The organism is Stenotrophomonas pictorum JCM 9942, assembly GCF_001431585.1.
Lineage (GTDB): Bacteria > Pseudomonadota > Gammaproteobacteria > Xanthomonadales > Xanthomonadaceae > Stenotrophomonas > Stenotrophomonas pictorum.
In genome coordinates this window covers 33,710-50,675 of the sequence record NZ_LLXS01000012.1, presented here as the reverse complement: position 1 = coordinate 50,675, position 16,966 = coordinate 33,710, and the positions used below count along the sequence as shown (strand labels likewise).

Below are 16,966 nucleotides of genomic sequence, written 5' to 3'. Positions count from 1 at the left end.
GCTCCTTCGCAATCACAGATGGCCTCCCGCAAGCACCCCCATAACTACAATGCCCGCCCTGGCAACAGGAGCGGGCATTTTGTTTCCGGCGCGTCACCGATCAGGCCGGTGGCCAACGCCGGGGGGCGTCACGGGCTGGCGCGGGTGCTGTCCAAGGCCGGTTTGTGTTCGCGCAGCGAGGCGGCGCGACGGGTTCAGGACGGCCGGGTCAGCGTGGATGGACGGGTCATCCGTGATCCGGAATTTCCCATCATCCAGGGCGTTCACCGGATTGTGGCCGATGGGCAGCCGTTGACGGCAGCACGGCGGCTCTACCTGGCGCTGAACAAGCCGCGTGGGCTGGTCACCACGGTGAAGGACGAGCAGGGCAGGCAGACGGTCTATCGCTGCTTCGACGGGGCGGGATTGCCGTGGCTGGCGCCGGCCGGGCGATTGGACAAGGCGAGCGAGGGCCTCCTCCTCTTCAGCAATGACCCGGAGTGGGCGGCGCGGTTGACCGACCCACTCACTGGACCGCTGAAAACCTATCGGGTACAGATCGATGGGATTCCGGATGCGGACCAGTTGGCAAGGATGCATCATGGCGTCGATGACGCCGGCGAACATCTGGCAGCCCAAAGCGCCAGGCTGTTGCGCCAGAACGGGCGTACCGCCTGGTTGGAAATAGTGTTGGACGAAGGGCGCAACCGCCATATCCGGCGCCTGCTGCAGGTTCTTGGGTGGGAAGTGTTGCGGCTGGTGCGCGTGGCGATCGGCCCGGTCCAGCTCGGAGAGCTGGCAAAAGGGCAATGGCGCGAGCTGGCCGCAGAAGAGCTCAAGGCGCTGGCCGGCGGCAAGGGCCTGGCCAAGCAAGACGATTTTGTATCGGGTTCAAATAATTCAGTCGAATAGCTGGAGTTGTTGCAGGGGTTGATTAGACTGATCCCCTGTTTCCGAGGTCATGGTCATGCACTCTTCCGCTCGCGTTTCCGCCATTGCCGTGTTGATGGCGTCTGTGGCATTTCTGGCCGGGTGCGCGTCCTCCGGCAAGCCGGCAGCCAAGGCCGAGGACAAGCCGGTCACGGTGACGGTGGATGCACCGGTGGCGCAGAAAGATGCGCAGGGCAATTACCGCTTCCTGATGCAGCAGGGCGAGAAGCGCATGAGCGCCGACCAGTTCGACGCGTGGATGAAGGCCAACGGTATCCGCGTGGCCAAGGGCGCGCCGGCGCCGGTGCCGGAAACGGCCAAGCCGGCCAAGCGCGGCAAGAACTGAGCCGCTTGCAACAGATACGAAAAAGGCGCCGGTGACGGCGCCTTTTCTGTTTCTACCCAGGCGGTGATCAGCCCTTGATCACGCCCAGCTCCAGGCCGATCCGGGTGAACGCGTCGATCGCGCGGTCCAGATGTTCACGGCTGTGCGCGGCGCTGATCTGGGTGCGGATGCGGGCCTGCCCCTTGGGCACCACCGGGAAGAAGAAGCCGATCGCATAGATGCCTTCTTCCAGCAGGCGCTCGGCGAATTTCTGTGCCAGCGGTGCGTCGTACAGCATCACCGGGCTGATCGGATGCACACCGGGCTTCACGTCGAAACCGGCGGCGGTCATCTTCTCGCGGAAATAGGCGGTGTTCTCGCGCAAGGTGGCGCGCAGGTCGTCGGCGGCGGCCAGCATCTCGAACGCCTTGATCCCGGCGGCGACCACATGCGGCGGCAGCGAGTTGGAGAACAGGTAGGGGCGCGAGCGCTGGCGCAGCAGTTCGATCACCTCGGCGCTGGCGCAGGTGAAGCCGCCCAATGCGCCGCCCATGGCCTTGCCCAGGGTGCCGGTGATGATGTCGATCTTCTCCAGCACGCCCTTGACCTCGGCCGAGCCGCGGCCGGTGGCGCCGAGGAAGCCGGTGGCATGGCATTCGTCGATATGCACCAGCGCGTTGTACTTCTTGGCCAGCGCGGTGATTTCATCGAGCGGGGCGATGAAGCCGTCCATCGAGAACACGCCGTCGGTGGTGATCAGCTTGGTCTTGCAGCCGGCCGCGTCGGCGGCCTGCAACTGCGCTTCCAGATCGGCCATGTCGCAGTTGGCGTAGCGGAAGCGCTTGGCCTTGCACAGGCGAACGCCGTCGATGATCGAGGCATGGTTCAGGCTGTCGGAAATGACCGCGTCGTTCTCGCCCAGCAGCGGTTCGAACAGACCGCCGTTGGCGTCGAAGCAGGCGGCGTAGAGGATGGTGTCGTCCTTGCCGAAGAACTCGGCGATCTGCTTTTCCAGCTGCTTGTGCAGGTCCTGGGTGCCGCAGATGAAACGCACCGAGGCCATGCCGAAGCCATGGCTGTCCAGCGCGTCCTTGGCGGCCTGGATCAGGTCCGGGTGGTCGGCCAGACCCAGGTAGTTGTTGGCGCAGAAATTCAGCACCGTGCGGCCGTCGTCCAGGGAGATTTCGGCTGACTGCGGGCTGGTGATGATGCGTTCGGACTTGAACAGGCCCTGCGCGCGGATCGCGTCCAGTTCCTCGGCGTAATGCCGGGTGAGCGGGGAATCGGTCTGGAGAGAAGTCATGGCAGGGCCGTACAAGCAGCTAAGGAATGGCCGATTTTAGCCGTCCGCCACCTTCGGCGCTGGCGTCATGCGCAAAGGCTATAAGCGGCGGGGCCGAAGTCATTTCTCCGCTCCGGTGTGCGCCTGCAGCATCGGCTGCCCACTCCCGGAAATAGTCCGCCGATGACCGCGTACCGTCCCCGATCCACAGCGCCGACCAGGAAGCGGTTGTCCCTCGGCCTGGCCGTGGCGGCGTGCGGGGCGTGGTCATCGGCCCCAGCGCAGACGCTGACGGTGGAACAGCTGCAGCAGCGTCTGGAACGGCTGGAACGTCTGGCCGGTGTCGCTGGCGGCGCCGAGGGTATCGTCCTGACCGATCTGGACCAGCGCCTGCGCATTCTCGAGCGCCGTCTGGGACTGCAGGAGGAAGAGCGCGAGGCCGCAGCCAGGGCTGCGCCGAGGATCGCCATCGACCAGAAGGGTGCGGCGTTCAAGTCCGGTGACGGCAACTACGAGCTGAAGCTGCGCGGCCTGTTGCAGGGCGATGCGCGGGTGTTCCTCGGCGACAGCAGCCAGAACGACACCTTCCTGCTGCGCACCGCACGGCCGACGCTGGAGGGCTCGCTGGGCCAGCGGGGGGCCTACCGTTTCACCCCGGAGTTCGCCGGCGACAGCACCAGCATCGTCGATGCCTATGCCGACCTGCGCTTCGATCCGGCCTACACGCTGCGGGTGGGCAAGTTCACCTCGCCGGTCGGTCTGGAGCGGCTGCAGTCCTCGGCCGCGCTGGTGGATGTGGAGCGCGCGCTGGCCAGCGAACTGGCGCCCAACCGCGATCTGGGCGTGCAGCTGCAGGGCGAAGTGGCCACGGGCAGGTTCAGCTATGCGCTGGGCGTGTTCAACGGTGCGGTCGATGGCCGCGACGCGATCGCCAGCAATCCGGATGATGACTTCGAATATGCCGGCCGCGTGTTCTTCGAGCCGTTCAAGGGCGGTGACAGCGGCTGGGCGGGTCTGGGCTTTGGCATCGGCGCCAGCACCGGCGAAAAGCATGGCAGCGGCAACAACTTCCTGCCGCGTTATCGCATCCCGGGCCAGGCCACGTTCTTCGCCTACCGCGGCTCGGTGATCGCCGCCGGTGAACACCGCCGCTGGTCGCCACAGGGCTGGTTCTACCGAAACGGGCTGGGCCTGCAGGCCGAGTACATCGCCTCGCGGCAGGCGGTAGCACGCGACGCACGTCGCAAGGAACTGGAGCACCACGCCTGGCAGGCCACCGCCAGCTATGTGCTCACCGGTGAGGAGGCCGGCTACCGCGGAGTGACGCCGTCACGGCCGTTGGGCGTCAATGGCGGGCTGGGCGCGTTGGAACTCACCGCGCGCTACGGCGAACTGCGGATCGATGACGCGGCATTCCCGCTCTACGCCGATCCGGCGGTCTCGGCCGCGCGGATCCAGTCCTGGACGCTGGGCGCGAACTGGTACCTCACCGCCAACCTGAAGCTGGCCACCAACTACCTGCACAGCCGTTTCGATGCGGTTGCCGGTGGCGCGACGTTGCCTGATGAAAAAGCCGTTTTCTCGCGCCTGCAAGTTTCCTTATGACGGAGAGCCCCATGAAGCATTTTTTCGTTTCCCGCATCGTCAGCGCGGCACTGGCCTTCGGCCTGGCCGTGTCCGCCGGCCATGTGTTCGCGCGCGATGTGCAGCTGCTCAACGTTTCCTACGACCCCACCCGCGAGCTGTACCGTGATTACAACGCCGCCTTTGCCAGGCACTGGAAGCAAACCCGGGGCGACACCGTCACGGTCGAAACCTCGCACGGTGGCTCGGGCAAGCAGGCGCGGGCGGTGATCGATGGCATCGAGGCCGACGTGGTGACGCTGGCGCTGGCCTACGACGTGGACGCGATCGCGCAGAAATCCGGGCTGATTCCCGCCAACTGGGAGTCGCGTCTGCCGGAAAACAGCGCGCCTTATACCTCGACGATTGTCTTCCTGGTGCGCAAGGGCAACCCCAAGGGCATCCGCGACTGGCCGGATCTGCTGCGCAGCGGCGTGTCGGTGGTGACGCCCAACCCGAAGACCTCCGGCGGCGCGCGCTGGAATTACCTGGCGGCTTGGGCCTATGGCGACCACATTTTCAAGGGTGACCGCGCCAAGGTGCTGAACTACATGCGTGCGCTGTTCCGCAACGTGCCGGTGCTCGATACCGGCGCGCGCGGGGCGACCACCACCTTCGTCCAGCGCGGCATCGGCGATGTGCTGCTGGCCTGGGAGAACGAGGCCTTCCTGGCGCAGGAAGAGCTGGGTCCGGACAAGTTCGAGATCGTGGTGCCGAAGCTGTCGATCCTGGCCGAGCCGTCGGTGGCGCTGGTGGACCGCAACGTCGACCGTCACGGTACCCGCGAGGTTGCGCAGGCCTACCTGCAGTACCTGTATTCGCCGGAGGGGCAGCGCATCGCCGCCCGCCACTACTACCGGCCGCGCCATCCCGAGCAGGCCGACCGTGCCGACATCGCACGCCTCCCGCCGGTGCAACGGGTGACCATCCAGCAGGCATTCGGCTCATGGGCCAAGGCCCAGTCCGAACACTTCGCCGACGGTGGTGTGTTCGACCAGATCCAGGCGGGCAAGTAAGAACGTGAGCGCCGTGTTGCAGACAACGGCCGCAGTGCCGCGACGCCGCCCCCGGGTGCTTCCGGGGTTTGGTTTGAGCATGGGCATCACCCTGACCTGGCTGGGCCTGATCGTGCTGCTGCCACTGCTGGGCGTGTTCGCCAAGGCCGCCGGACTGGGGCCTGCGGGCATCTGGCAGATCTGGAGCGAGCCGCGGGTGCTGGCGGCGCTGCGGCTGAGTTTCGGCACCGCCTTCGCCGCCGCCGCCTTCAACACGCTGATGGGCACATGGGTGGCATGGGTGTTCGTGCGCTACCGCTTTCCGGGCCGGCGCCTGTTCGATGCGGTGATCGACCTGCCGTTCGCGCTGCCCACCGCCGTGGCCGGCATCGCGTTGACCGCGCTGTACGGCGGCAACGGCTGGCTCGGGCAATGGCTGGAGCCGCTCGGGATCAAGGTCGCCTACACGCCGCTGGGCATCGTGGTGGCGCTGGTGTTCGTCGGCCTGCCGTTCGTGGTGCGGATCGTGCAGCCGGTGCTGGCCGAGGCCGAGCGCGAACTGGAAGAGGCCTCCGCCACGCTGGGCGCCAGCCGCCTGCAGACCCTCATGCGGGTGGTGCTGCCGGCGCTGTGGCCGGCGATGCTGACCGGGTTCGCACTGGCCTTCGCCCGTGGCGTGGGCGAATACGGCTCGGTGATCTTCATCGCCGGCAATCTGCCGCACGTCACCGAAATCGCGCCGCTGCTGATCACCATCCGTCTGGAGGAGTTTGACTACGCCGGTGCCACCGCCATTGCCGCGGCGATGCTGCTGCTGTCCTTCGCGGTGCTGCTGGGAGTCAACACCCTGCAGGCGCGGCTGCAGCGGCGGGGGGCACGATGAGCGGATTGAGCATCGTCTCGGCGCAGGCGCTGCCCGTCACACCGGCCGGCCCCATCGCGCGCACGCCTAGCGTCATCACCGAGCCTCGCTGGGTGCAGGGGTTGCTGATCCTCGGCGCGCTGGGCTTTCTGCTGTCCTTCCTGTTGCTGCCGCTGGTGCTGGTGTTCGCCGAGGCGCTACGCGGCGGCGTGCTGGCGTTCTGGAACGCGCTCAGTGATCCGGATGCGGTAGCGGCGCTGGGCCTGACGCTGACCGTGACCGCGATCGTGGTGCCGCTGAATCTGCTGTTCGGCGTGGCGGCGGCGTGGGCGGTGAGCAAGCACCCGTTCCCCGGCAAGCGCTGGCTGGTGACGCTGATCGACCTGCCGTTCTCGGTTTCGCCGGTGGTGGCCGGGCTGGTGTTCATCCTGCTGTTCGGTCGCGACGGCTGGCTGTGGCCGCTGATCGAGGACGGCCTGCGCCTGCATCTGCCGGTGTTGGGCGAGGTGCTGCTGCAGCTGCCGCGCATTGTCTTCGCCATTCCCGGCATCGTGCTGGCCACCACCTTCGTCACGTTCCCGTTCATCGCGCGCGAGCTGATGCCGCTGATGGAGCAGCAGGGCCATGACGAGGAGCTGGCCGCGCTGACGCTGGGGGCGAGCAGCTGGCAGATGTTCTGGAAGGTGACCCTGCCCAACATCCGCTGGGGCCTGCTGTACGGCGTGCTGTTGTGCAGTGCGCGGGCGATGGGCGAATTCGGCGCGGTGTCGGTGGTGTCCGGACATATCCGCGGGCGCACCAACACGCTGCCGCTGCACGTGGAGATTCTCTACAACGAATACGCCTACAGCGCGGCCTTCGCCTGCGCCTCGCTGCTGGCGGCCAGCGCGTTGCTGACGCTGGTGGTCAAGACTTTCCTGGAGTGGCGCCACGGCGAATCGCTGGCCGCTCTCCATCGCCGCTGAGGACCGCATGAGCATACGCATACAACACCTGGGCAAGCGCTTTGGCAGCTTCACCGCGCTGGAGGATGTGAGCCTGGATATCCGCCAGGGCGAGCTGCTGGCGCTGCTCGGCCCCTCCGGCTCGGGCAAGACCACGTTGCTGCGGGCCATCGCCGGGCTGGAACATGCCGACAGCGGCCGCATCCTGTTCGATGGCGAAGACGCCACCGCGCTGAGCGTGCAGGCACGTCGCGCCGGCTTCGTGTTCCAGCACTACGCGCTGTTCAAACATCGGGATGTGCGCGGCAACATCGCCTTCGGCCTGGAGGTGCGCCGCGGCGCCGGGCGCTGGCCCAAGGCGCGCATCGATGCGCGGGTGCAGGAACTGCTGTCGCTGGTGCAGCTGGACGGGTTGGGCGGGCGCTATCCGGCACAGCTCTCCGGCGGCCAGCGCCAGCGCGTGGCGCTGGCACGCGCGCTGGCGATCGAGCCACGGGTGCTGCTGCTGGACGAGCCGTTCGGCGCGCTGGATGCCCAGGTCCGCCGTGAGCTGCGGCGCTGGCTGCGTGAACTGCATGACCGCACCGGGCTGACCACGGTGTTCGTCACCCACGACCAGGAAGAGGCGCTGGAGCTGGCCGATCGCGTGGCGATCCTCAACCGCGGCCGCATCGAACAGCTGGGCACTCCGGCCGAGGTCTACGACCAGCCGGTGTCGCCGTTCGTCTACGGTTTTGTCGGCGAGGCCAACCGGCTGCCGGCGCAGTTGCTGGACGGCCGGCTGGCGGTGGGCGGCGGCAGTCTGCCCGCGCCCTCGACCAGCACCGCGGGTGCGGTGGAAATCTATGTGCGACCGGAGGATCTGGCAGTGGGCGAGGGCGGCTGGCCGGCCACGGTGACCGCGCTGCAGCGCAGTGGGGGCAAGGTCCGGCTGCGCGCAAAACTCGATGCCGATGCCTCGGAACTGGAGCTGGAGTTGCCGGCGGCGGCGCCGGCCTACACGCCCGGCAGCACCGTGCATCTGCAGGTGCGACGCTATGGCGTGTTCCCGCGCACGGAGCGCTGAATAGGGGGGGGCGGGGAGCACGAAGTTGTTGCATCGCAATAGGATGCGGTTAAAAATTCGTGAATCGTGGCCGCTACGGTTTCGATATCCCCCACTGCCTGGAGAATCCCTGATGCACAACAAGCGCCTTGCCGCTGCCGTTTGCGCCGCCCTGTTGTCCGTACCGTTTGCTGTCAGCGCCCAGGACAGCGAGGAAACCGCATCCCCGTTCAGCTTCAACGCGACGGTCACCACCGACTACGTGTTCCGTGGTGTGTCGCAGACCGACAACGGCCCGGCGTTCCAGGCCGAGGCCAGCTACAGCGCGCCGTTCGGCCTGTATGCCACCGTCTGGGGCTCCAACGTCGACTTCGGCGAGAAGGGCGGCCCGAACTTCGAGGTCGACTACGCCATCGGCTGGAGCAAGGACCTGTCCGACCGCTGGAATCTGGACCTGGGGGTGAACCGTTACACCTACACCAGCGCCTCCAGCGACTACGGCGACATCGACTACAACGAATATCTGGCCAAGGTCACCTGGACCGGCCCGGTGACCGTCAGCGGCCTGCTGGGCTATGCCGACGACTACAGCAACAGCGGTGCCGAGCAGACCTACAGCGCGCTGGAAGCCAGCTACGACATCGGCGAGACCGGCTTCTCGATCGGCGCCTCGGCCGGCTACACCACGATCAAGGCCCAGGGCAACGACTGGCCGCGTCGCGAGGATTACTACGACGGCTCGATCTCGGTTTCCAAGGCGTTCGGCCCGGCCACCGCCACTGTGGGCTACTACGACACCTTCGGTGCGGACGCGCCGTCGCTGCGCCGCGAGTCGGACACCTACAAGCCGGGTGTGGTGTTCACCGTCTCGGTGGACGTGCCCTGATCGGTGTTTGATGTGGTGTGAAAAAGGCGCCGCAAGGCGCCTTTTTCTTGGCGGGTTCCGCCGTCGGGGAAAGCGCCGCGCTACCGCGGCCCTACCGCTGCCACCTGCGATCACCTGCTCCCGGTCGCGCGATGCTGACCGGCCCGGCAACAGCTGCCTACCTGCCGTTCGCGCCGGGGGGACGGGCGATCAGAAGGGGCCGCCGCGTACGCGCGCTGCGACGATTTGCCGGAATTGCGTCCGTTCGGTGTCTCCCGCAACGACCGAAGGCGCCTTGCGGCGCCTTCGGTGTTTCATCTGCTGGCGGTCAGTTCCAGCTCAGCACGACCTTGCCGGCCTTGCCTTCTTCCATCAGGTCAAAGCCCTTCTGGAAGTCGTCGATCGGCAACTGGTGGGTCATCACCTTGCCCAGCGGGAAGCCGGACAGCACCAGCTGGGTCATCTTGTACCAGGTCTCGTACATCTTGCGGCCGTAGATGCCCTGCACGGTCAGACCCTTGAAGATGATCTTGTCCCAGTCGCAGCCGGCGCCCTTGGGCATGATGCCGAGCATGGCGATCTTGCCGCCGTGGTACATGCAGTCGAGCATGTCGTTGAAGGCGCGCGGGTTGCCGCTCATTTCCAGGCCCACGTCGAAGCCCTCCATGTGCAGCTCGGCCATCACGTCCTTGAGCGAGGTGTTGGCGACGTTGACCACGCGCGTGGCGCCCATGTCGGCGGCCAGCTTCAGGCGGAAGTCGTTGACGTCGGTGACCACCACATTGCGCGCGCCGATATGCTTGCAGATGCCGGCGGCGATGATGCCGATCGGACCGGCGCCGGTGATCAGCACGTCCTCGCCGATCACATCGAACTCCAGCGCACAGTGCGCGGCGTTGCCGTAGGGGTCGAAGAACGCGGCCAGCTCCGACGGGATCTGGTCCGGGATCGGCCACAGGTTGGTGGCCGGCATCACCATGTATTCGGCAAACGCGCCGTTGACGTTGACGCCGATGCCCACCGTGTTCGGGCACAGGTGCTGGCGGCCGCCGCGGCAGTTGCGGCAGTGGCCGCAGACGATGTGGCCTTCGGCCGACACGCGCTGGCCGATCTCGTAGCCGGTCACGCCCGGACCGATTTCGGCAATGCGGCCGACGAATTCATGGCCGATGGTCAGGCCCGGGGTGATGGTGCGCTGGCTCCACTCGTCCCACAGGTAGATGTGCAGGTCGGTGCCACAGATGGCGGTCTTCTCCAGCTTGATCAGCACCTGGTTGGGGCCGGGCGTGGGGACCGGCACCTGTTCCATCCAGATGCCCTTGGTCGCTTCGCGCTTCACCAGCGCGCGCATCGTGTTGTGTGCCATTGCAGGGAAAACCGCCGTGTGAGTGAGGGCGCCGATTATATGCTTTCGTCTGTAACAACCCGGTACTGACCGATGGCAGGGGAGGGGCGGCGGTTGCAACCGCTACAATCGCCGCAACCTTAATTTGGGGAATGTTCCATGCGTTTGAATCTTCTCGCTTTTTCCATCGTGGCCGGTTTGGGCATGGCCCAGGCCGCGCAGGCCGCCGAAGGCATGTGGGTGCCGCAGCAGCTGCCGGAAATCGCCGGGCCGCTGAAGCAGGCCGGCCTGAAGCTGGACCCGCAGCAGCTGGCCAACCTGACCGGCGACCCGATGGGCGCGGTCGTGGCCCTGGGCGGCTGCACCGCCAGCTTCGTCTCGCCGCAGGGCCTGGTGGTCACCAACCACCACTGCGCCTACGGTGCGATCCAGCTCAACTCCACCGCCGAGAAGAACCTGATCAAGGACGGCTTCAATGCGCCGACCACCAAGGACGAACTCAGCGCCGGCCCGAACGCGCGCATCTACGTGCTGGACGACATCACCGATGTGACCGCGCAGGCCAAGGCCGCCATCGCCGGCGCCGGTGCCGACCCGCTCAAGCGCACCCAGGCGCTGGAAGCGTTCGAGAAGAAGCTCATCGCCGAGTGTGAAACCGACGAGGCCTACGCCTGCACGCTGTACAGCTTCTCCGGCGGCAACACCTACCGTCTGTTCAAGAACATGGAAATCCGCGACGTGCGCCTGGCCTATGCGCCGCCGGGCAGCGTCGGCAAGTTCGGTGGCGACATCGACAACTGGATGTGGCCGCGCCACACCGGCGATTTCGCGTTCTACCGTGCCTACGTCGGCAAGGACGGCAAGCCGGCCGCCTTCGCCGCCGACAACGTGCCCTACCAGCCCAAGCACTGGCTGAAGCTGGCCAACCAGCCGCTGGGCGAGGGTGACTTCGTGATGGTGGCCGGTTACCCGGGCCGCACCGACCGCTATGCGCTGGTCAGCGAGTTCGAGAACACCGCCAACTGGACCTACCCGGCCATCGCCAAGGCCTACAAGGACCAGATCGCGCTGGTGGAAGCGGCCAGCAAGGACAACCCGGACATCGCGGTGAAGTACGCCGCGAACATGGCCAGCTGGAACAACACCAGCAAGAACTACGACGGCCAGCTGGACGGCTTCAAGCGCAACAACGTGCTGGCCCACAAGCAGAAGGAAGAAGCGGCGGTGCTGGAATGGCTGCGTGGCCAGGGCGCGGCCGGCAAGCCGGCGCTGGACGCCTATGCGCAGCTGCAGGTGCTGGGCCAGCAGGCCCGCGCCACCCAGGCCCGCGACATGGATCTGGGCATGCTCAACCGCACCGGTACGCTGGGCACCGCCGTGCGCCTGTACCGTCTGGCCATCGAGAGGACCAAGCCCGACGCCGAGCGCCAGGAGGGTTACCAGGAGCGTGACCTGCCGGCCATCGAGGGCGGCCTGAAGCAGATGGATCGCCGCTACGTGCCGGCCATGGACCGCCAGTTCCAGCAGTACTGGCTCAACGAGTACGTGCAGCTGCCGGCCGCGCAGCGCCTGCCGGCGTTCGACACCTGGATCGGTGGCAGCGATGCCAAGGCCGTGGCGGCGACGGTGTCGCGTCTGGACGGTTCCAAGCTGGGCAACCTGGATGAGCGCCTGAAGTGGCTCAAGGCCGACAAGGCCGCGTTCGAAGCCAGCACCGATCCGGCCATCCAGTACGCGGTGGCGGTGATGCCGGCGCTGCTGGAGCTGGAGCACCAGCGCAAGCTGCGCATCGGCGAGGAGCTGGTGGCGCGTCCGCTGTTCCTGCAGGCCATCGCCGACTACAAGAAGAGCCAGGGCGGCTTCGTCTATCCGGACGCCAACCTGTCGCTGCGCATCACCTTCGGCAACGTGAAGGGCTACACCGGTCTGGATGGCAAGCCGCAGCCGGCCTTCACCGATCTGGAAGGCATCGTCGCCAAGGAAACCGGCGCCGATCCGTTCGATTCGCCCAAGGCGCTGCTCGATGCGGTCAAGGCCAAGCGCTACGGTGGCTTCGAGGACAAGCGCATCGGCAGCGTGCCGGTGAACTTCCTGTCGGATCTGGACATCACCGGCGGCAACTCCGGTTCGCCGGTGCTGGACGCGCATGGCCGTCTGGTCGGCCTGGCGTTTGACGGCATCTGGGAATCGGTCGCCAGCAACTGGGTGTTCGACCCGGTGATGACCCGCATGATCTCGGTGGACGAGCGCTACATGCGCTGGATCATGCAGGAAGTGGCGCCGGCGCCGCAGCTGCTGAAGGAAATGGACGCCGCCTCCAAGTAAGCGGTCGCATCGTGTGAATGAAAAGCCCCGGGCGGGAAACGGCCCGGGGTTTTTTTGTGCCCGGGACGGTCACGGCTTTTTTGACAGCGACCTCCGTTGCGAAGCCGAGGAAGTTGCCGTTGGCCGAAGCCGCTGCACTTGCGGACCTTGCTGCTGTGTTGTGGCGTCGATGGATTCGCGAGCGGCGTCGTTCCTGCCAAAGCTGCAGCTCGGGCAAGCCACGCGCCCCCGGGGAGGTTTGCGTGCCCCCGGCGACGATCGCCCGTCTTCCGGGTGCGCTGCGCTTGCCCGGGCTACGCTGCCCGATTCTGCACCGCGCTCAGCGGTACGGGCCGGGGCCGCGCCACAGCAGCTCGCCGTAGCGGTAGACGAACATCACGATGACAAACTGGCGGGCATCGCCGATGGCCTGCAGTTCGGGCGCGTCCGCCGCCAGCATGCGGCATTTGCTGGAGCCGCGGCGCAGGGCCACTTCGGCCGGACAGACCATCAGCCAGGTGGTGCCCGGCAGCGGGATCGACAGTTCCTTCTGGCCATCGACCTCCTTGGCCCCGTCCATCCACGCACGCAGCTTTTCCTCGCTGATCAGGTCATAGACGATCTGGTAGCCGCCCACTTCCATGGCCGGCGCGCCCGCGCTGCGGTCGATGCGGCGGCCGCTGTCATTGCCCGGGCCGGCCGAATGCCCGTGATCGTCCGCGGCGGTGGTCCTGTCCAGCGCGCCGGGCGGGCGTCCGGTCCAGGTCTGCCGGCGGCGCGGTACCGATTCGGAGGGGCTGGCTGCCGGCGGTGGCGCGGCCGGCGCCTGTGCCGGTTGCGGCGTCGGCTGTTCTTGCTGCTCCGGTTCGCTGGGCGGCTCGATGTAGCGGGCCTCGGGCACCGGCTTGCGCTCCGGGCTGCGGCGTTGCGTGGTGGGTTTGGGTTGCGCGCGCGGGGCCTGGGTGGGCTTGTCCTGCGGCGGCACGTTGCTTGGCTGCGTTGACGGCGGTGCGTCGCCGACGAAATCGACCTTGACCCGGCCACCGCCAACCGCGCCTTGGGGCGTGGATACCAGCGGGGGATTGGAGTGGAGCAGGAGCAGCAGCATCAGCGCATGCAGCAGCGCGCTGACCAGCGCTGCGGCCCAGGGATCACGCTGTTCGCTCCAGGGGGCGGAGCGGGACGTCGGTGCGACAGGAACGTCGTTCATGCCGGCTGGGGGGCGTGGGAGGTGCGGACCCTCATGCGGACGTCATACCGGTTGGGCGATGGAAGCCGGGCATGGTAACGCCTGCCGTCGCCGGGTGAATGCGCGGCGGGCAACAAAAGGCGGCGCTGGCGCCCCGGTCTTGGCCGCCGGTCGGACAGGTCTGTGCGGCATGTACGGGATGGTCACGCCGGATCGCGACCATCTCCCGCCGTTGCCGGTCTGCCCGCATTCGCCGCCGGCTCCCCTGCGGTCGCCGTTCCGGCCAGACGGCGGATGCGCTGAACACGCCGAGTCCGTAACGCAGGCAACCGTTTCTGGCACCGCGGCGGGCTCAGGCTATGATGCCGGTCCCGCCGCATTCACCCGGCGGTTCTCCCCCTTTCAACGGAAATGCTGCATGCGCATCCTGCTTGCCCGTCACGGCGAAACGCCGTGGAACGCCGAAGGCCGCTACCAGGGCCAGATCGACATTCCCCTCTCGCCGGTGGGTGAGGCCCAGGCCAGGGCGCTGGGGGAGCGGCTGGCGGACGTGCAGATCGCCCGTGCGGTGGCCTCGCCACTGAGCCGCGCCCAGGCGACCGCCAGGGCCGCGCTGGGCAGTGCCCGAGAAGCGATGCTGCTGACCGAGCCGGACCTGCAGGAAATCGCCCACGGCGAGTGGGAAGGTCTGCTTGCCAGCGAGATCAACGACAAGGACCCGGCACGTCTGCGCGCGTGGCGCGAGGAGCCGGATACCGTGCTGATGCCCGGCGGCGAATCGCTGCGCCAGGTGCTGGATCGCAGCTGGCGCGGCCTGAGCGCCGCCGCCGACGGGCTGGGCGAGGACGACACGTTGCTGGTGGTCGCCCATGACGCGGTCAACCGGGTGATCCTGTGCAAGATCCTGGGCCTGCCGATTGCCAAGCTGTGGAGCTTCCGCCAGGCGCCGACCACGTTGAACCTGCTCGAAGGCCCGGATGTGGAGCATCTGGAAGTGGTGCGCCTGAACGACTGCGCGCACCACACCCCGTTCTTCGGCGAAGCCAAGCACCGCGCGCTGTAATGCGGCGTGCGGTGACCGCCGTCGTCGGGCTGGTGGCCGTGCTGCTGGCGTTGCCGTCGGCAGCGGCGGCGCAGGCCGATTGCCCGCCGTTCCCGGCGCACGCCAACCGCGCGCCGTCCTATCCGGTGGACGAGCTGTGGCGGCTGCTGGACTACACCGTCAACGTGATCATCGAGACCGACCGCTGTGGCCGGGTCGGCGCTGCGCGCCTGGAGCAGTCCTCGGGCGTGGCGGCGCTGGATGCGGTGGCGCTGGAGGCCGCGCGCGGCTGGGTTGTGGCGCCGGAGTACCGTGGCCAGCCCCGCTATCGTCTGCCGTTCGCGTTCGATCCCCTGCCCGAGGCGGTGCCGGCGCGCGCCGCCGCGCGGGTGCGCGATCCGTTCTTCGAAGAACGCCGTAGCGGCCAGGTGCGGCCGGGGCTGGGCAACAGCGCACAGGGGATGCCGGGCTTCGTGGCTGATCCGGTGCCGATCGGTTTCATGCAGATTCCCGAGGCGATCGCGGCCATCGGCCCGCTGGCGGTATTCCGCCGTTATGGCGACCAGGTCAATTTCTGGCTGCGCGATGAGGAGGGGCTGAGCCTGTTCCAGCTCAACGGCACGATGCTGGTGCGCAACCGGCTGGTCAACGACGGACAGCGCCGGTTCGTGGTCAGCAGCGTGCTGTGCGGGCGTGATCTGGAGGCGTGCCGGCAATCGCTGGCGCAGCTGCGCGCCGCCCGCACGCGGCAGCAGCCGTTGCCGCTGGAAGCCCCGGCGCCGTAGCCACCCGCGGCATCGGCTGCACAGGTCGCATGGCGGCCTTCCTGCGGGGCCGGATCACACGCAGGGCGTCGACGGCGGGCTGTATCATGGGCACCTGTCCCGCGCGCAACGCGCAGCCGGCCTGCAGCCCGGCCATGATCCTGAGAAACGTCAGCATGTCTTCCGTCCGTCCCGCCACGCTCGAGCAGTGGCTCGCCCATATCGAACAGCAGCATCCGCAGAACATCGCGATGGGCCTGGAGCGCGTGCGCGAGGTCGCCCAGCGTATGCCGCCAGGTCAACCGGCCGAACGCAGCATCGTGGTCGGCGGTACCAACGGCAAAGGCTCGACGGTGGCGTTCATCGAGTCCATCGCCCGTGCCGCCGGCTGGCGGGTGGGCGCCTACACATCGCCCCACCTGCTGCGCTACAACGAGCGGGTACGCATCGACGGCCAGGACGTGGACGACGCCACGCTGGTGGCCGGCTTCAACGCAGTGGAAGACGCGCGCGGCGATACCCCGCTGACCTATTTCGAGTACGGCACGCTGTGCGCGCTGTGGGTGTTCGCGCAGGCCGGGCTGGATCTGGCGGTGCTCGAGGTCGGGCTCGGTGGCCGGCTGGATGCGGTCAACCTGATCGACGCCGACGTGGCGGTGATCACCACGGTGGACATCGACCACGCCGACTGGCTGGGCAACGACCGCGAAACGATCGGTGCGGAGAAGGCCGGCATCATCCGCGGCTGGAAGCCGGTGATCCTGGGCGAGATCGACCCGCCCTCCAGCGTGCTGCGCCGCGCCTATGTGCTGGGCGCCAACGCGATCCGTTTCGGCAGTGATTTCTTCGCCGAGGCGGTGGATGCGCAATGCTGGCGCTGGCGCGATGTGTCTTTCCAGGTCGAGCTGCCGCAGCCGGCGTTGTGGGCGCCGATCCAGCGCAACAACGCCGCCACCGCCATCGCCGCGCTGCGCGCGCTGGACCGCGAGGTGCCGCTGGCGGCATGGGCGCAGGGCGTGGCCGCCGCGCAGGTGCCCGGGCGCCTGCAGCGTTTCATGCGCGAGGGGGTCGAAGTGCTGGTCGATGTCGGCCACAACCCGCAGGCCGCCACGGCGCTGGCGGCCGCGCTCAAGGCCGAGCCCGCTGCGGGCCGCACGCTGGCGGTGTATGCAGCGCTGGCCGACAAGGATGCGCCGGCCGTGGTCGCCGCGCTGCAGGGCCAGGTGGCCGGCTGGTTCCTGGCCGGGCTCGACGCTGCGCGTGGCCAGAGCGCGCTGCAATTGCGGGACCGGCTGCTCCAGACCGAGGCCGCCACCGCGGTGCTGGCCGATGACGTCGGCCGGGCGCTGGAAGCCGCGCTGGCGCAGGCGCAGGCGGGAGACCGGGTACTGGTGTTTGGCTCGTTCCATACCGTGGCCGAGGTCCTGCCGCTGCTCCGTTCAGCCGGTTGAAGCGGTGAGCCGGGCGTCCCG

General features: G+C 67.7%; 15 protein-coding genes. 12 read left to right on the top strand and 3 right to left on the bottom strand.

Annotated elements, in window-relative coordinates; translation table 11 throughout:
• The first annotated feature begins 18 nt into the window (after nt 1–18).
• Both ARC78_RS05235 and ARC78_RS05230 read left to right on the top strand, forming a co-directional pair.
• Entirely contained in the window at nt 19–891 is an 873-nt protein-coding gene (locus ARC78_RS05235) for a pseudouridine synthase (protein WP_083468411.1), read from the top strand.
• 55 nt (nt 892–946) lie between these two features.
• On the top strand, nt 947–1,255 hold the full coding sequence (locus ARC78_RS05230; RefSeq protein WP_145974278.1) for a hypothetical protein: 309 nt from the start codon (nt 947–949) through the stop codon (nt 1,253–1,255).
• A 67-nt stretch (nt 1,256–1,322) separates the two neighbouring features.
• On the opposite strand, the gene kbl is transcribed toward ARC78_RS05230, so the two are convergent.
• The gene (kbl, locus tag ARC78_RS05225) at nt 1,323–2,537 is read right to left on the bottom strand and encodes a glycine C-acetyltransferase (RefSeq protein ID WP_057505874.1); all 1,215 of its coding nucleotides are present in this window, start codon (nt 2,535–2,537) and stop codon (nt 1,323–1,325) included.
• A 207-nt stretch (nt 2,538–2,744) separates the two neighbouring features.
• On the opposite strand from kbl, the gene ARC78_RS05220 reads away from it, so the two are divergent.
• The 6 genes from ARC78_RS05220 (at nt 2,745) to ARC78_RS05195 (ending at nt 8,871) form a co-directional block, all read left to right on the top strand.
• A complete protein-coding gene (locus tag ARC78_RS05220; protein WP_241772676.1) occupies nt 2,745–4,121 on the top strand; it encodes an OprO/OprP family phosphate-selective porin in 1,377 nt (458 codons plus the stop codon).
• Nucleotides 4,122–4,132: 11 nt separating this feature from the next.
• Nucleotides 4,133–5,155 (top strand): sulfate ABC transporter substrate-binding protein, encoded by a 1,023-nt coding sequence (locus ARC78_RS05215; protein WP_083468410.1) that lies wholly within the window; start codon nt 4,133–4,135, stop codon nt 5,153–5,155.
• Between the two features lie 13 nt (nt 5,156–5,168).
• Complete coding sequence (cysT, locus tag ARC78_RS05210) at nt 5,169–6,017, top strand: sulfate ABC transporter permease subunit CysT (RefSeq protein WP_054657994.1); 849 nt, start codon at nt 5,169–5,171, stop codon at nt 6,015–6,017.
• Nucleotides 6,014–6,961: a sulfate ABC transporter permease subunit CysW gene (gene cysW, locus ARC78_RS05205; protein ID WP_054657978.1), complete on the top strand. Its 948-nt coding sequence runs from the start codon at nt 6,014–6,016 to the stop codon at nt 6,959–6,961. Before cysT ends, cysW begins: the two co-directional genes overlap by 4 nt.
• A gap of 7 nt (nt 6,962–6,968) precedes the next feature.
• Nucleotides 6,969–8,006, top strand: a complete 1,038-nt coding sequence (locus ARC78_RS05200; protein WP_057505873.1) for a sulfate/molybdate ABC transporter ATP-binding protein — start codon at nt 6,969–6,971, stop codon at nt 8,004–8,006.
• A 112-nt stretch (nt 8,007–8,118) separates the two neighbouring features.
• A complete protein-coding gene (locus ARC78_RS05195) occupies nt 8,119–8,871 on the top strand; it encodes a TorF family putative porin (RefSeq protein WP_057505872.1) in 753 nt (250 codons plus the stop codon).
• A gap of 307 nt (nt 8,872–9,178) precedes the next feature.
• Here the strand turns inward: ARC78_RS05195 and tdh are convergent, their stop codons facing one another.
• Nucleotides 9,179–10,201 (bottom strand): L-threonine 3-dehydrogenase, encoded by a 1,023-nt coding sequence (gene tdh / locus ARC78_RS05190; RefSeq protein ID WP_096144905.1) that lies wholly within the window; start codon nt 10,199–10,201, stop codon nt 9,179–9,181.
• A 153-nt stretch (nt 10,202–10,354) separates the two neighbouring features.
• Here tdh and ARC78_RS05185 point away from each other — a divergent pair, with 153 nt between their 5' ends.
• Complete coding sequence (locus ARC78_RS05185) at nt 10,355–12,520, top strand: S46 family peptidase (RefSeq protein WP_057505870.1); 2,166 nt, start codon at nt 10,355–10,357, stop codon at nt 12,518–12,520.
• Nucleotides 12,521–12,839: 319 nt separating this feature from the next.
• Here the strand turns inward: ARC78_RS05185 and ARC78_RS05180 are convergent, their stop codons facing one another.
• Nucleotides 12,840–13,709, bottom strand: a complete 870-nt coding sequence (locus tag ARC78_RS05180) for a hypothetical protein (protein ID WP_057505869.1) — start codon at nt 13,707–13,709, stop codon at nt 12,840–12,842.
• A gap of 397 nt (nt 13,710–14,106) precedes the next feature.
• Here ARC78_RS05180 and ARC78_RS05175 point away from each other — a divergent pair, with 397 nt between their 5' ends.
• The 3 genes from ARC78_RS05175 to folC all read left to right on the top strand — a co-directional run bounded on the left by ARC78_RS05175 (nt 14,107) and on the right by folC (nt 16,945).
• Complete coding sequence (locus ARC78_RS05175) at nt 14,107–14,751, top strand: histidine phosphatase family protein (protein WP_054660839.1); 645 nt, start codon at nt 14,107–14,109, stop codon at nt 14,749–14,751.
• Nucleotides 14,752–14,762: 11 nt separating this feature from the next.
• Complete coding sequence (locus ARC78_RS05170) at nt 14,763–15,515, top strand: energy transducer TonB family protein (RefSeq protein ID WP_158499973.1); 753 nt, start codon at nt 14,763–14,765, stop codon at nt 15,513–15,515.
• Nucleotides 15,516–15,670: 155 nt separating this feature from the next.
• Entirely contained in the window at nt 15,671–16,945 is a 1,275-nt protein-coding gene (folC, locus tag ARC78_RS05165; RefSeq protein ID WP_057505882.1) for a bifunctional tetrahydrofolate synthase/dihydrofolate synthase, read from the top strand.
• Nucleotides 16,946–16,966 lie beyond the last annotated feature (21 nt).